We start from the raw sequence: 14,201 nt of genomic DNA, 5'->3' as shown, positions 1-14,201 counted from the left end.
TTGTTGGTTCAGCCTGCCGCTGACTCTGAAGCCGATGACTTGCCGCCATCTGCCAGATTTTTCTTGCTGCCTGTTTTGAAGTCGGTTTCATACCAGCCACTGCCAGCAAGACGGAAACCCGCGGCCGAGATTCTTTTGCGAAACGATGCCTCGTTGCAGGTCGGACAATCCTTCAACGGCGCATCGCTCATTTTCTGGATCACATCCTTCTCAAAACCACAGGCGTCACAGACGTATTCATAGATTGGCATTGCGTATACCCTTTTCGTATACCCTACAAACAAATCAACCCTGCCGGGGAGCCCGAATTCTGCTCCCCGTGAAAAGCGGGACATTATAAACACAATGCCTTCGAAAATCAGGCTTCGTTTTCCGTGATGAGCGCTGGATCAACGGCGCAAAACTCAACGTTGATGACGGTGACCGGTGCAAGGGCTAGAATAGCGAGCTTTCGCACGACCTGACTGGAGTACGCGAGTGTCATCCCGAGCTGAACAGAAACTCCGAACACGACGGGCATTAATGGATGCCGCGCTTGCCCAGCTGAGCGCGGACCGTGGGTTCGGTAGCCTCAGCCTCCGGGAAGTAGCCCGGGAAGCTGGCATCGCACCCACGTCCTTTTACCGTCATTTTTCGGAACTGGATGAACTGGGCCTGGCCCTGGTGGATGAAGGCGGGGTTGCCCTGCGCCAGCTGATGAGGCAGGCCCGCAAACGCATCGCCCGCAATGGCAGTGCCATAAGCACCTCTGTGGATACCTTCATGGAGTACCTGGCCAACAACGCCAATCTTTTTCGCCTGATGCTGCGAGAGCGCACCGGCGTTTCGAAGCCATTCCGTACCGCCATTCAGACGGAAATTGAACACTTTGTAACGGAATTGGCTGATGACTTGCGCCGCTTTGCAGAGGACGAGGGTAAGCCGCTGTCCGATGCAAGACTGGTGGCCGAAGCGATGGTTACACTGGTATTCAATCAGGGCGCAGAGGCCCTGGATGCCACACCCAAGGAGCGGGAAATTCTGAAAACGAAGCTCAAGGCTGAGTTGCGAATGATTCTGGTGGGCTCCCAGACACTCTCTCACCTGGGCCTGAACTAGTCCGCCGCCATCACTCTGGTGACAACCGGTTCCAGCTCGGCCAGACGATGGTTAAGCCCGACAGGGTCATAGGGTACCGGGGCCTGGGTGCCCCAAACCGGGCCAGGCCAGGCCGGATCTCCCTCAACGCGGACGATATGGTGCAGGTGCAACTGAGGCACCATGTTGCCCAATGCCGCTACATTCAGCTTGTCGCCCCCGAACAGGCTCATCATACCCTGCCCCAGAACTGACGACTCCCTCAGCAACTGAATCTGCTCAGCATCCTCAAGCTCATAGATCTCGCGGACACCTTCTCGACGGGGCACCAGCAACACCCACGGCCAGGTACAATCATTCATCAGCAAAATCTCACTCAAGCGAGTCCTGCCGATTGAAATGGTGTCTGCCTGCAACCGGGGGTGAAGCTGAAATGTCATACCGTACCCTCAGTCCATCCGGAACTGGTTGCGCCCACGCCCAATGGCGTAGTAGATCAACCCATGTCGATCCAGCATTTCGGGCTCATAAAGATTACGGCCATCAAACACCACTGGCTCGCTGAGGGCACTGGCAATATTGGCGAAATCCGGGGAACGGAACTCTTTCCATTCGGTGCAGATAACCAGCACATCCGCTCCCTTGAGCGCCTGTTCCTTGGTGCCACAGAGGGTCAGCCCTTCCTGATCACCGTAGATGCGCTGGGTCTCACCCATTGCCTCAGGGTCAAAGGCCTGAACGCTCGCGCCAGCCTTCCAGAGCGATTCCATCAGTGTGCGGGATGAGGCCTCACGCATGTCGTCGGTATTCGGCTTGAATGCCAATCCCCACAAAGCCACAACCTTACCCGACAGCTGGCCCTGGAAATAATGACTGACCTTGTCGAACAGGACATGCTTCTGGGACAGATTCACTTCCTCAACAGCATTAAGCAGCTTCGCATCATAGTCACAACCGCGGGCCGTACGGGCCAACGCCTGAACGTCCTTGGGGAAGCAGGAACCACCATAGCCGCAGCCCGGGTAGATAAAGTGGTAGCCAATCCGAGGATCTGAACCGATACCACGGCGAACGGCCTCGATGTCAGCCCCTAGCCGCTCAGATAGATTGGCAATCTCATTCATGAAGCTGATTTTGGTCGCCAGCATGGCGTTGGCCGCATACTTGGTCAGCTCCGCTGAACGGATATCCATGAAAATCATTCGGTCATGATTGCGGTTGAACGGGTAATAGGTTTCCCGCAGCAGCTCTTGGGCGCGCTCACTATCTGTGCCGACCACAATCCGGTCCGGCTTCATAAAATCGGTGATCGCCGCACCTTCTTTCAGGAATTCGGGATTCGAAACCACGTCAAAATCCAATTCCAGACCGCGCTTGTCCAGCTCTGCCCTGACCGCATCACGGACCTTGTCACCCGTACCCACCGGCACCGTCGACTTGTCGACCACCACTCGGTAATCGTCCATGTACTGACCTATGGTCCGCGCAACTGCAGTGACGTACTGAAGGTCAGCAGAACCGTCTTCATCCGGCGGTGTTCCCACAGCGATGAACTGGATCAGGCCGTGTGCTACCGCTTGTTCAGGGTCCGTCGTAAACGAAAGACGGCCAGATTCGGCGTTGTGCTTGACGATGGACTCAAGCCCTGGTTCGTAGATCGGTATCTGACCGTTACGCAGCTTGTCGATCTTGCCCTGGTCGACGTCCATACAGACAACGTCGTGCCCCACATCAGCAAGACAGGCGCCTGTGACCAGGCCAACGTATCCGGTACCAAAAATCGTAATTTTCATCCGTGGAATCCCTGTAGATTTTTCAGTCGTAAAGGTTCACATACATCGACGACATGCCTTTGCGGCCGCCCGTCAGGCATCTTTCCTGGCCTGCCAGGATTTCTCCCAGTTCAGTGCGGTCTGGACAATGATGTCGAGATCATCATGATCAGGCACCCACCCCAGAACCCGGGATATCCGCCGATTGTCAGCCATCAGTGCCGCCGGATCTCCCGCCCGACGCCCCGTTTCAGTGACCGGAAACTCCACCCCTGACAACCGCTGCACCACATCAATCACTTCGCGCACGGTAAATCCGCGACCATAACCACAATTGAGCACATCGGACTTACCACCCTCAGCCATATAGGCAAGCGCCATCACATGCGCTTTGGCCAGATCTTCAACATGGATGTAGTCGCGTATACAGGTGCCATCGCGGGTATCGTAATCGGTACCGAACACGCTCATGCCTTCACGGGCTCCGGTAACACACTCACACGCCACCTTGATGAGATGCGTTGCTTCCGGCGTAGCCTGACCCAGCACTCCCTCAGGGTTGGCACCAGCGACGTTGAAATACCTGAGAATCACGTATTTCAGATCCGAGGTCGCCGCCACGTCCATAATCATCCGTTCGCTCATCATCTTTGATGCGCCGTAGGGATTGATCGGCGCCAACGGCAACTCTTCCGTCAACACGGTCTGCTCAGGCATACCGTAGACAGCCGCCGTCGATGAAAACACCATATATGGAATCTGGTGCCGGTCGATAGCCTTGAGCAGATTAAGGGTGTTACGGGTGTTGTTGCTGTAATACTTAAGGGGGTTGGAGACCGATTCCGGCACCACGATATTGGCGGCAAAATGCAACACGGCCTCAAAGCTGTGGGCCCGAAACACCGCTTCCAGCGCCTGCTCATCCGCAAGATCACCGACAACAAGCTCACCACAGGTGACCGCCCAGCGATAGCCGGTGGACAGGTTATCGTAAACAACCACCTCGTGACCGGCCTGCCCAAGCTGACGCACAACATGACTTCCAATATACCCGGCTCCGCCGGTTACCAACACTTTCATAATCTGTTTTTGCTCCTTCCCTGAAGTCCCCAACCTGAGCGGGACTATGTATCTCGTAAACCCCGGGCCATTCGCAAACGCCGGCGCTCTTCCCTGCGCCGCGCGAAAAACGAACTGATCTCTTGACTGCACGCCGTCTCCAGCACCCCGCCGCAGGCTTCAACCCGCCAGTTCAGTGATGCATCGTCGAGCGCATTCCGGGTGGATTCAACCACCCCGGCCTTGGGTTCCCTTGCCCCGTAAACCAGACGGGAAATTCGGCTATGGACGATCGCTCCGGCGCACATGCCACAAGGTTCAAGCGTGACATATAAGGTTGCCCCGGTGAGGCGATAATTTCCAACCCTGGCCGCCGCATCCCGCAGCGCCCGCACCTCGGCATGAGCCGTCGGGTCACAGCCACTGATCGGGGCGTTGAAGCCGGCGCCGATTTCACAGCCATCACGAACGACGACTGCACCCACCGGCACCTCGCCCCTCGACGCCGCCAGCCTTGCCAATTCCAGAGCCCTGGCCATCCAGAACTCATCATCAGCCCGCACCGTCATAATCCGATGCTATGCCCGTCCAACCGCGATCATTCCCACTCAATAGTAGCAGGCGGCTTGGACGACACATCATAGGTCACCCGGGAAACCCCCGAGATCTCATTGATGATGCGATTGGAAACGGTCTCCAGCAGATCGTAAGGCAGATGCGCCCAACGCGCAGTCATGAAATCGACCGTTTCGACCGCTCGCAGCGCGATGACGTATTCATAGCGACGAGCATCACCCACTACACCCACAGACTTGACTGGCAGGAACACGGCAAAGGCCTGACTGGTCTTGTGGTAGTAGTCTGCCCGATGCAGCTCTTCAAGGAAGATCGCATCGGCGACACGCAGAATATCCGCGTACTCTTTCTTCACTTCGCCCAGGATCCGGACACCCAGACCAGGTCCCGGGAACGGATGGCGGTAGACCATATCGTAAGGCAGGCCCAACTCAAGGCCGATCTTGCGGACCTCATCCTTGAACAGCTCACGCAGTGGCTCGACCAGTTTCATCTTCATGGTCTCAGGGAGACCTCCCACATTGTGGTGGGATTTGATGACATGAGCCTTACCGGTCTTTGACGCAGCCGACTCAATAACGTCAGGGTATATGGTGCCCTGCGCCAGCCAGTTAACGTCGGTGATCCGGGCAGCCTCTTCGTCAAACACTTCAATGAACGTGTTTCCGATGATCTTGCGCTTCTGCTCCGGGTCCTGGACACCCGCGAGACGGGACAGGAACTGCTCCTCGGAATCCGCCTTGATTACCTTGACGCCCATGTTGCGGGCGAACATGTCCATGACCTGCTCCCCCTCATTGAGGCGCAGCAAGCCGTTGTCAACAAACACACAGGTCAGCTGATCGCCAATAGCCTTGTGCAGCAAGGCTGCAGTTACCGACGAATCGACGCCACCAGACAACCCCAGCAGCACCTTGTCACTACCGACCTGGGCACGAATCTTTTCGACGGCATCGTCGACAATCTTCGCTGGCGTCCACAACGGTTCGCACTGACAGATATCCAGTGCGAAGTGTTCGAGCAGACGTTTGCCTTGCAGCGTATGGGTAACTTCCGGATGGAACTGAACACCGTACAGATTGCGACTTACATCCTGCATGGCAGCGATGGGCGCGCTCTCAGTGGACGCCAGCAGCTCAAAGCCTTCTGGCAAGGTAACGACCTTGTCGCCATGACTCATCCAGACGTCCAGCAGGGATTCTCCATTGGGCCCGAGATGATCCTTGATGTCCTTGAGCAGCGGTCCTTCTGCACGCACCTTGACCTGGGCGTAACCGAACTCGCGTTTGTCAGAACTGGCGACCTTGCCGCCCAGCTGCTCGGCCATGGTTTGCATGCCGTAGCAGATACCAAGAACCGGAATACCGCTCTCGAACAGGCCTTCCGGCGCCCTCGGGCCACCCAGCTGGGTAACCGACTCCGGGCCGCCCGCAAGAACGATCCCCTTGGGATTGAATTCCGCGAGCTCTTCGGCAGTGATGTCGAACGCGCGGATCTCGCAGTAAACCCCGATTTCACGCACACGGCGGGCAATCAGCTGCGTGTACTGGGAACCGAAATCAAGAATCAGGATGCGGTGGTCATGGATGTTCTGGGCCATGTGGTCCTCAAATCAAAAAGTAAAATGGCCCGTTCCGGGAATGGAACGGGCCAGAAGATAGTGCTTAGCCGACGCGGTAGTTGGGAGCTTCCTTGGTGATCGTCACATCATGTACATGACTTTCACGCATACCAGCGTTGGTGATACGGACAAACTGTGGACGGGTCCGCATCTCATCCATGTTGGCGCTCCCGGTGTAGCCCATGGAAGCCCTCAGGCCGCCCATCATCTGATGGACAATGTTGCGCATCGGGCCCTTGCAGGCGACACGGCCCTCGATCCCTTCCGGAACCAACTTCTCAACACCTTCACTGGCATCCTGGAAATAACGGTCGCTGGAACCCTGCCCCATGGCGCCAAGGGATCCCATACCGCGATAGGCCTTGTAGCTTCGGCCCTGGAACAATTCGACTTCACCAGGCGCTTCATCAGTACCGGCAAGCAGGCTCCCCACCATGACACAGTGGGCGCCGGCAGCGATGGCTTTTGAAATGTCGCCGGAGAAACGGACACCACCATCCGCAATCAGCGGTATGCCACGATCAGCCAGTGCAGCAGCAACATTGGATACTGCCGTTATCTGGGGAACACCAATACCCGCTACAATCCGGGTGGTGCAGATGGAACCGGGGCCAATTCCGACCTTCACTGCGTCCGCACCCGCATCTGCCAGCGCGATGGCGGCATCTGCCGTCGCAATGTTTCCGCCGATCACCTGCACTTCCGGGAAGCTTTCCTTAACCCAGCGAACCCGCTCGATCACGCCCTTGGAATGCCCGTGCGCGGTATCAACCACGATTACATCCACCCCTGCTTCCACCAGGGCAGCCACACGGTCGGCGGTATCGCCGCCCGTACCGACCGCTGCACCTACTCGCAGGCGCCCCAGCTCATCCTTACAGGCCAGCGGGTAGTCCTTGGCTTTCTGGATATCCTTAACCGTGATCAGGCCACGCAACTCAAATTCATCATTGACCACAAGCACCTTCTCGATACGGTTCTTGTGGAGCAATTCTTTAACCTCATCCAGATTAGCGCCTTCCTTGACGGTAACCAGTTTCTCTTTCGGGGTCATGATTTCGGAGACCGGCGTATCCATACGGCTTTCGAACCGAATGTCGCGACCTGTCACAATACCCACGAGATCTTTGCCATCCACCACCGGCAACCCGGAAATGCTATTAGCCGTGGTAATGTCCACCAGCTCGCGCACGGTCGTACCCGGAGAAACCGTGATCGGATCTTTGACCACGCCACTCTCGAATTTCTTAACCTTGCGAACCGCCGCAGCCTGTTGCTCAACACTCATGTTTTTGTGCATGATGCCGATACCGCCCTCCTGAGCCATCGCGATGGCCAGCTCGGCTTCGGTCACCGTATCCATGGCAGCGGATACCAGTGGGATGTTCAGGGAAATGCCCTTGGTCAGCTGGGTTTTCAGACTGACATCTTTTGGCAGAACTTCGGAATGTCCGGGGATGAGCAGGACATCATCGAACGTGAGGGCTTCTTCGGCTATTCGCAGCATTGGGACCCGCCTTTTGAACGTGCTAAGTTGAGGATTTGCCGCCGGTCCGGTGTCGGTCATACCAGCTCAGTTACAAAGCAAAATCCTTAATCGACCGATTATAAATTAGGTGGCTGACAACAGTAAACCGGGGCAATCTGTACTTTCGATTGCATCTTTTTGAAATTTAGCTATTTTTAGCACCCTCCTTTTTCGGCAAACACGTATACGTGACGGATCTAAGCGCAGGAAACCATGGATAATTTCCCTCTTTCCACACGCCCGCGGGCGCTCACCGTCAGTGAACTGAACCATCAGGTTCGGCATTTGCTAGAAACAAGTTTTATGCAGGCCTGGATCGAAGGAGAGCTGTCCAGCTTCTCTCGCCCGTCCTCCGGCCACTGGTACTTCACCCTCAAGGACAGCAAGTGTCAGGTGCGCTGCGCCATGTTTCGCGGGTTCAATCAGCGGGTTCAGCCAACGCCCCGGGAAGGCGACCAGATCCGCATTCGCGGCAAGGTGAGCCTGTACGAGAACCGTGGCGACTTTCAGATTATCGTCGAACACATGGAGCCGGCCGGACTGGGCGCGCTGCAACAGGCCTTTGATGCACTCAAGCTGAAACTCAACCAGGAAGGTCTGTTTGACCCGGCGCGAAAAAAAAGCATTCCCTTTCCACCCCGACACATCGGTGTGGTCACCTCACCCACCGGCGCCGCCATTCATGACATACTGACCGTACTGGCGCGACGGTGCCCAACGGTGCCGGTCACGCTTTATCCGACCGCGGTACAGGGCCAGGCTGCCACCGATAGTATTGTTAACGCCATCCAGCTGGCCCAGCGCCATAATCAGGCCGATGTGCTCATTATTGGCAGAGGAGGCGGATCGCTTGAGGATCTCTGGTGCTTTAACGAGGAACGGGTCGCACGGGCTATAGCGCAATGCAGCATCCCGACCGTCAGTGCTGTCGGCCACGAAATTGACGTCACCATTGCCGACTTTGTCGCTGACCTGAGAGCCCCTACGCCCTCGGCGGCCGCCGAAAAAATCTCTCCGGATCAGAGCGAATGGCTGCGGCGACTGAAGGAGCAGGAGTTCCGCCTCCAGCAAGCAGCTCTCCGTCATATCCAGCGTCAGCAAACGCAACTTCAGCACCTCACCGCCCGACTCCGGGATCCCCGACGGGAGTTACAGGAGAAAGCCCAACGCCTGGACGACCTCGAAGTGCGTTTGAAAGGCGCCATCAAGCAGCGCCAACGCCAGGAAATTACCCGACTGGATAGCCTCAGCGCCCGCCTGAGCGCCCAGTCTCCGAGCCGCCAGCTTCAGACATACCAGGATGCGATCCTGCAACTAAGATCCCACCTGGAAACTGGCCTTCGGAGACTGGTGCGCAATCGGCAGGACCAACTGGCCCACCTCGCCCAGACACTCAACGTGGTCAGCCCTCTTGCCACCCTGGATCGCGGTTATGCCATTCTCCAGGACGAATCCGGCAACATCGTGCGCCAAGCCAATCAGGTCAACGTGGGCACCACAATCAACGCCCGCGTTTCAGAAGGTTCCATAACCGCCACGGTTACCGCTGTTTCGAAGCCTTCCGGACCCGACGCCTGAGCCCGCACCCGCACCTCCGGACTACCCCAAATTAGCCTATGGTCTACTGGTTCCCAGTTTCAAACGGCCTAAAGTCTGTTATCAACCGTGCATAAAAATAATTCCAACAAGCGTTGATTCGAGGTGGACGAATGACTTATCACTCCGAGTTCAAGAGATCGATTGAACAGCCAGAGGACTTTTGGCGCGAGCAGTCGACCATGATCGACTGGCACCAGCCACCACAGACCATTTGGGAAAAGCTCGAGAACGGCCATGGCCACTGGTTCCCCGACGGCACCCTGAACACCAGCGACATTGCCCTTGACGCCCACATCCGCGCCGGCCGGGGCGAGCAGAAAGCGCTGATCTACGACTCTCCGGTTACGGATACCCAGCAGTCCTATACCTACCAGGAACTTCGCGACCAGGTCGCAGTTTTCGCGGGTGCATTGCGCAATCAGGGCGTTGAAAAGGGTGACCGTGTCATCATCTACATGCCGATGATTCCCCAGGCCGTGATTGCCATGCTGGCCTGCGCCCGCCTGGGCGCCATTCATTCGGTCGTATTCGGAGGCTTCGCTGCCCACGAGCTGGCCGTACGTATCGATGATGCCAAACCCAAGGCCATCATCACTGCATCCTGCGGTATCGAGGTTTCACGGGTCATTGAATACAAGCCTCTGGTGGATGATGCGATCGCCGAGGCCGTACACAAACCGGAGTTTTGCGTTCTCTACCAACGCTCACAAGTTACCGCAAGCCTGATTCCAGAACGGGACCATGACTGGAACAACTTTGTGTCTGGTGCCGCTACTGCAGACCCGGTACCGGTCAAAGCCACTGACCCACTCTACATCCTCTACACCTCAGGCACGACAGGAAAGCCAAAGGGTGTGGTAAGAGATAATGGGGGCCACGCGGTTGCCATGCGTTACAGCATGTCGCTGGTCTACGACGCGCGACCGGGTGATGTTTACTGGGCGGCATCGGATGTCGGCTGGGTAGTCGGCCACAGCTATATTGTGTATGGCCCCCTGTTTACCGGTTGCACAACCGTCCTCTATGAAGGGAAACCGGTGCGCACCCCCGATGCCGGGGCGTTCTGGCGTGTTTGCCAGGACCACAAGGTCAATATCCTGTTCACGGCGCCAACGGCCTTTCGTGCGGTACGCAAGGAGGACCCGGAGGCCGACCAGCTTCGCCGCTACGATATCAGCTCACTGAAACGGATTTATCTGGCTGGCGAGCGCCTGGATCCGCCCACCTATGAATGGTTGCGCGAACACACCGGACTGCCCGTACTCGATCACTGGTGGCAAACCGAAACCGGCTGGGCCATTTGCTGCAACCCTGTTGGCATCGATATGGTGCAGACCAAACCGGGATCCGCGACGTACCCGTCCCCGGGCTTCAATGTCCAGGTCCTTGACCCCGAGGGGCTGCCCGTTCAGGCCGGTGAACAGGGCGACGTTGCCGTTAAGCTTCCCCTGCCTCCCGGATGTCTGACCTCCGTATGGGGTGATGACGACCGCTTCAAGAGCACCTACTTGTCGCCCATTCCCGGATATTACGCCTCGGGCGATGGCGGTTACATTGATGAAGAGGGTTATGTCTTCATCATGGGACGGACTGACGACGTCATCAACGTTGCCGGCCATCGGCTGTCCACTGGGGAGATGGAAGAAATCATTGCCTCTCATCCTGCCGTTGCCGAGTGCTGCGTGGTCGGAGCTAATGACGAACTCAAAGGACAAGTGCCACTCGGGCTGGTTCTGGTTAAGGATGGCGCCACCATTTCCGAGGAAGAACTCGAGGAGGAACTGGTCGAGATGGTGCGGGAGCGTATCGGCGCGATTGCCTGTTTCCGCCAGGCGATCATTGTCGACCGGCTACCGAAGACCCGGTCTGGGAAGATTCTGCGAAGGGTGATACGACAAATTGCAGACGGACAGGACTATGCGGTGCCCAGCACCATTGATGACCCCGCTATCCTTGAAGAAATCAGCCAGCATTTTTCCAGCTGAGCCCTCTCCCATGCACCCTGTCACGGCATGCGTAAGGCAGTGACAGGGTGTATGGAGAGCGTGTGACAAGGCATTGTTTTTTATCTCTAAAAATTGGTGATCAAAGCCCAAAAAATGCGTTGACGACCCTCAAACAGGGTCTATACTGAATTTGCTGTGAAAATACAGCGGTATTAAGTGATTGCGTTTCAACGTCCTGCTCGCAAGCTTTTCGTTGCTCCATCCTCGGTACTCTCTGAATTTCTCAGCACTGATAATTCCGCAAGGAATACTTAGGTCCCGTGAGGGCACAATTTCAGGAATACAGGAAAGATCGATGTCTGATACCAAAACTGGCCACGTTAAGTGGTTCAACGAGTCCAAAGGGTTTGGCTTCATTGCTCAGGAAGGCGGTAGCGACGTATTTGTTCACTACAGCGCAATCAACTCCAGCGGCTTCCGTACTCTGACCGAAGGTCAGCAAGTACAGTTCACCGTTACTCAGGGCCCGAAAGGCCCGCAGGCAGAGAACGTAACCCCGGTCTGAGGTTATGTCTCCGATCTGCCCCCTGCCCCTCACGGGCTGCGGAACCTAAAAAAGCCGGCGAATGCCGGCTTTTTTATTACCCTGGTTTGGCCTACCCCGCGTTCAGGCCAGGGCGACGCCCCCCACCACGGCTTCGTTAGGCAGCTCTCTGGCAGGCGCCAGTCGTGCGACGGCTGACAGCAAAGCCTGAATAGTGGCCGATGCGGTATCTTCTGCCAATGCGGCCGCACTGCTGGCCTGCCCGTCTGCAGTAACACGAATGCAAGCCAGGGCGTTGGCAGCCGTACCCTTCCCAAGTGCAAATTCATCATAGGTCTCGACCATGACCGAGATACCAAACCGCTCACTGATGGCCACAACCACGGCTTCGACTGCACCCAATCCGCGACCTGCAAGCACCTCATCAGCTCCACCGATCCGTACTTCGGCACGCACCCCCTGGTCATCCCGATGCAGGTCGTAGGAAGTTAACCGCCACGGCTCTGGCACCTGCAGGTAACAGGATTCAAATAAACCGTGAATAGTATCTGAATCGAGCTCTCCACCATTGCGCTCTGCCTCCTTCTGCACCAGTTTACTGAACTCGATTTGCAACCAACGCGGCAGACTGATGCCATAATCACGCTCCAACACATACGCCACACCGCCCTTCCCGGACTGGCTGTTAATGCGCACAACCTCATCGTAACGACGCCCCACATCGCTGGGGTTGATAGGCAGATACGCCACATTCCAGGCCTGCCCCTCATCACACTGCGCCAGACATTTTCGAATAGCGTCCTGGTGGCTTCCGGAAAAAGCCGTAAAGACCAGCTCCCCGGCATACGGGTGGCGAGGATGGGTTGGGATCTCGGTACAGGCCTCGACCACATCGGTGATTTCTGCCATTCCAGACAAGTCCAGGCATGGATCGACGCCCTGGGAATACAGGTTCATGGCCATGGTCACCAGATCCATATTACCGGTACGCTCTCCATTACCCATCAGGGTCCCCTCCACTCTGTCTGCACCCGCCATTACGGCCAACTCGGCGGCCGCCACAGCGCAGCCTCGGTCATTGTGAGTGTGCACACTGACACTGACATGCTCGCGATAGCGGATATGGTCACAGACCCATTCCACCTGATCCGCAAACACATTCGGAGTGGACATCTCGACGGTTGCGGGCAGGTTGATGATGACCTTCTGACCGCAGTCGGGGCGCCAGACATCATTAACAGCATCAATAACCTCGACCGCAAAATCCAGCTCAGTTCCGGTAAAGCTTTCCGGAGAATACTGGAAGGTCCAATCGGTGTCCGGATAGCCCGCAGCGAAATCCCGTACGATCTCCGCTCCGGATACCGCAATTCGGCGAATGCCCTCACGGTCCAGACCAAACACCTGCTCACGCTGAACGGTCGAGGTCGAGTTGTATACATGCACGACCGCCCGGGAAGCACCTTTCAACGCCTCGAAGGTTCGAGCAATCAATTCCGCCCGCGCCTGGGTCAGTACCTGAATGGTGACATCCCCGGGTATGCGGTTTTCGTCAATCAACTTGCGGCAGAATTCGAAGTCCGGTTGGCTGGCCGCTGGAAACCCGATTTCGATTTCCTTGAACCCCAACTTCACCAGCAAATCAAACAGTCGTTGCTTTTGCGCCACGCTCATTGGCTTCACCAGAGCCTGGTTACCGTCTCTGAGATCAACGGCACACCAGGTGGGCGCCTTCTGGATGACCTGATCCGGCCAGAGGCGATTTCTTTTTCTGACTGGAGGAAAAGCAACGTATTTGCGGTGATCGAACGACATGTCAGTGCTTCCTTCGTTATGGCTGACTGAGAAAATCTATGAATGACTAGATTACGGCAATCATCGAGGCATCGGCTTGCGTTCTACCTATAAAAAGCACTATTTTTGGCAATATAATTCGACATATATTATTAACAAGGACATTTTATGCCCATAAAAAAGCAAGAGTTGATAAAACTGGACAGGATGGACCGAAGCATACTGGAACATCTCCAGCAAGACGGCTCACTGAGCAATCAGGAACTGGCAGAAAAAGTTGGCCTGTCCCCCTCTCCGTGCCTGAGGCGGGTCCGCGCTTTGGAGGAAGCTGGTATCATTCTCAAACGCGCCACCATCCTGGATCATAAAAAACTGGGGCTGGCGTTGACCGCAATCATTCTAATCGGGATGGACCGGCACACACCTGAGCGTTTTTCAGCGTTCGAGGAACAGATCGCAGAATACCCTGAGGTCCAGGAGTGCTATTTGATCACCGGGCAGGATGCGGACTACATGCTGAAGGTTGTGGTGCCGGATATGGATCATTACCACCACTTTCTGCTGAACCGCATTACCCGTATACAGGGCGTCAGCGGCGTTCATTCCAGCTTTGTATTGAGGCGGGTGATCGACAGCACTGCGCTGCCATTGGGATACCTGGCCTGACATTCCCTCTTCAGGCCAA

13 protein-coding genes are annotated in these 14,201 nt (G+C 56.4%); 5 read left to right on the top strand and 8 right to left on the bottom strand.

The features are described from left to right. Positions 1 to 8 precede the first annotated feature (8 nt). Positions 9 to 251: an FmdB family zinc ribbon protein gene (locus BLV11_RS05780; protein ID WP_091812023.1), complete on the bottom strand. Its 243-nt coding sequence runs from the start codon at positions 249 to 251 to the stop codon at positions 9 to 11. Between the two features lie 226 nt (positions 252 to 477). Here BLV11_RS05780 and fabR point away from each other — a divergent pair, with 226 nt between their 5' ends. Continuing rightward, on the top strand, positions 478 to 1,098 hold the full coding sequence (fabR, locus tag BLV11_RS05775) for an HTH-type transcriptional repressor FabR (protein WP_091812022.1): 621 nt from the start codon (positions 478 to 480) through the stop codon (positions 1,096 to 1,098). Here the strand turns inward: fabR and BLV11_RS05770 are convergent. The 6 genes from BLV11_RS05770 to guaB all read right to left on the bottom strand — a co-directional run bounded on the left by BLV11_RS05770 (position 1,095) and on the right by guaB (position 7,612). Then, positions 1,095 to 1,517, bottom strand: a complete 423-nt coding sequence (locus BLV11_RS05770; RefSeq protein ID WP_091812021.1) for an HIT domain-containing protein — start codon at positions 1,515 to 1,517, stop codon at positions 1,095 to 1,097. The two genes, fabR and BLV11_RS05770, sit on opposite strands and share 4 nt — an antisense overlap. Before the next feature lie 9 nt (positions 1,518 to 1,526). Next, entirely contained in the window at positions 1,527 to 2,870 is a 1,344-nt protein-coding gene (locus tag BLV11_RS05765; protein WP_091812020.1) for a UDP-glucose dehydrogenase family protein, read from the bottom strand. A 72-nt stretch (positions 2,871 to 2,942) separates the two neighbouring features. Then, positions 2,943 to 3,929, bottom strand: a complete 987-nt coding sequence (gene galE, locus BLV11_RS05760) for a UDP-glucose 4-epimerase GalE (protein ID WP_091812019.1) — start codon at positions 3,927 to 3,929, stop codon at positions 2,943 to 2,945. Positions 3,930 to 3,973: 44 nt separating this feature from the next. Beyond that, a complete protein-coding gene (gene tadA, locus BLV11_RS05755; protein ID WP_091812018.1) occupies positions 3,974 to 4,477 on the bottom strand; it encodes a tRNA adenosine(34) deaminase TadA in 504 nt (167 codons plus the stop codon). A gap of 29 nt (positions 4,478 to 4,506) precedes the next feature. Next, entirely contained in the window at positions 4,507 to 6,084 is a 1,578-nt protein-coding gene (gene guaA, locus BLV11_RS05750; RefSeq protein WP_091812017.1) for a glutamine-hydrolyzing GMP synthase, read from the bottom strand. Between the two features lie 64 nt (positions 6,085 to 6,148). Then, complete coding sequence (guaB, locus tag BLV11_RS05745) at positions 6,149 to 7,612, bottom strand: IMP dehydrogenase (protein ID WP_091812016.1); 1,464 nt, start codon at positions 7,610 to 7,612, stop codon at positions 6,149 to 6,151. 234 nt (positions 7,613 to 7,846) lie between these two features. On the opposite strand from guaB, the gene xseA reads away from it, so the two are divergent. The 3 genes from xseA to BLV11_RS05730 all read left to right on the top strand — a co-directional run bounded on the left by xseA (position 7,847) and on the right by BLV11_RS05730 (position 11,743). Further along, the gene (gene xseA / locus BLV11_RS05740) at positions 7,847 to 9,211 is read left to right on the top strand and encodes an exodeoxyribonuclease VII large subunit (RefSeq protein ID WP_091812015.1); all 1,365 of its coding nucleotides are present in this window, start codon (positions 7,847 to 7,849) and stop codon (positions 9,209 to 9,211) included. Positions 9,212 to 9,342: 131 nt separating this feature from the next. Further along, on the top strand, positions 9,343 to 11,217 hold the full coding sequence (locus BLV11_RS05735) for a propionyl-CoA synthetase (RefSeq protein ID WP_091812014.1): 1,875 nt from the start codon (positions 9,343 to 9,345) through the stop codon (positions 11,215 to 11,217). A gap of 316 nt (positions 11,218 to 11,533) precedes the next feature. After that, positions 11,534 to 11,743, top strand: coding sequence for a cold-shock protein (locus tag BLV11_RS05730; protein ID WP_091812013.1), 210 nt, complete (start codon positions 11,534 to 11,536; stop codon positions 11,741 to 11,743). Between the two features lie 102 nt (positions 11,744 to 11,845). On the opposite strand, the gene leuA is transcribed toward BLV11_RS05730, so the two are convergent. After that, positions 11,846 to 13,537, bottom strand: coding sequence for a 2-isopropylmalate synthase (gene leuA, locus BLV11_RS05725; RefSeq protein ID WP_091812012.1), 1,692 nt, complete (start codon positions 13,535 to 13,537; stop codon positions 11,846 to 11,848). Positions 13,538 to 13,684: 147 nt separating this feature from the next. On the opposite strand from leuA, the gene BLV11_RS05720 reads away from it, so the two are divergent. Continuing rightward, a complete protein-coding gene (locus tag BLV11_RS05720) occupies positions 13,685 to 14,182 on the top strand; it encodes an Lrp/AsnC family transcriptional regulator (protein WP_091812011.1) in 498 nt (165 codons plus the stop codon). Positions 14,183 to 14,201 lie beyond the last annotated feature (19 nt).

The sequence above is a fragment of the Marinobacter mobilis genome (genome assembly GCF_900106945.1).
GTDB lineage: Bacteria > Pseudomonadota > Gammaproteobacteria > Pseudomonadales > Oleiphilaceae > Marinobacter > Marinobacter mobilis.
The sequence above is the reverse complement of the archived record's forward strand: the minus strand, read 5'-3'. Positions and strand labels throughout refer to the sequence as shown.

Bases quoted from the DNA above. Each gene is read 5' to 3' on its own strand.
- leuA (WP_091812012.1), bottom strand. From the start codon at position 13,537: ATGTCGTTCGATCACCGCAAATACGTTGCTTTTCCTCCAGTCAGAAAA.
- guaB (WP_091812016.1), bottom strand. From the start codon at position 7,612: ATGCTGCGAATAGCCGAAGAAGCCCTCACGTTCGATGATGTCCTGCTC.
- BLV11_RS05730 (WP_091812013.1), top strand. From the start codon at position 11,534: ATGTCTGATACCAAAACTGGCCACGTTAAGTGGTTCAACGAGTCCAAA.
- BLV11_RS05770 (WP_091812021.1), bottom strand. From the start codon at position 1,517: ATGACATTTCAGCTTCACCCCCGGTTGCAGGCAGACACCATTTCAATC.
- tadA (WP_091812018.1), bottom strand. From the start codon at position 4,477: ATGACGGTGCGGGCTGATGATGAGTTCTGGATGGCCAGGGCTCTGGAA.
- BLV11_RS05720 (WP_091812011.1), top strand. From the start codon at position 13,685: ATGCCCATAAAAAAGCAAGAGTTGATAAAACTGGACAGGATGGACCGA.
- BLV11_RS05780 (WP_091812023.1), bottom strand. From the start codon at position 251: ATGCCAATCTATGAATACGTCTGTGACGCCTGTGGTTTTGAGAAGGAT.
- guaA (WP_091812017.1), bottom strand. From the start codon at position 6,084: ATGGCCCAGAACATCCATGACCACCGCATCCTGATTCTTGATTTCGGT.
- BLV11_RS05765 (WP_091812020.1), bottom strand. From the start codon at position 2,870: ATGAAAATTACGATTTTTGGTACCGGATACGTTGGCCTGGTCACAGGC.
- galE (WP_091812019.1), bottom strand. From the start codon at position 3,929: ATGAAAGTGTTGGTAACCGGCGGAGCCGGGTATATTGGAAGTCATGTT.
- BLV11_RS05735 (WP_091812014.1), top strand. From the start codon at position 9,343: ATGACTTATCACTCCGAGTTCAAGAGATCGATTGAACAGCCAGAGGAC.
- xseA (WP_091812015.1), top strand. From the start codon at position 7,847: ATGGATAATTTCCCTCTTTCCACACGCCCGCGGGCGCTCACCGTCAGT.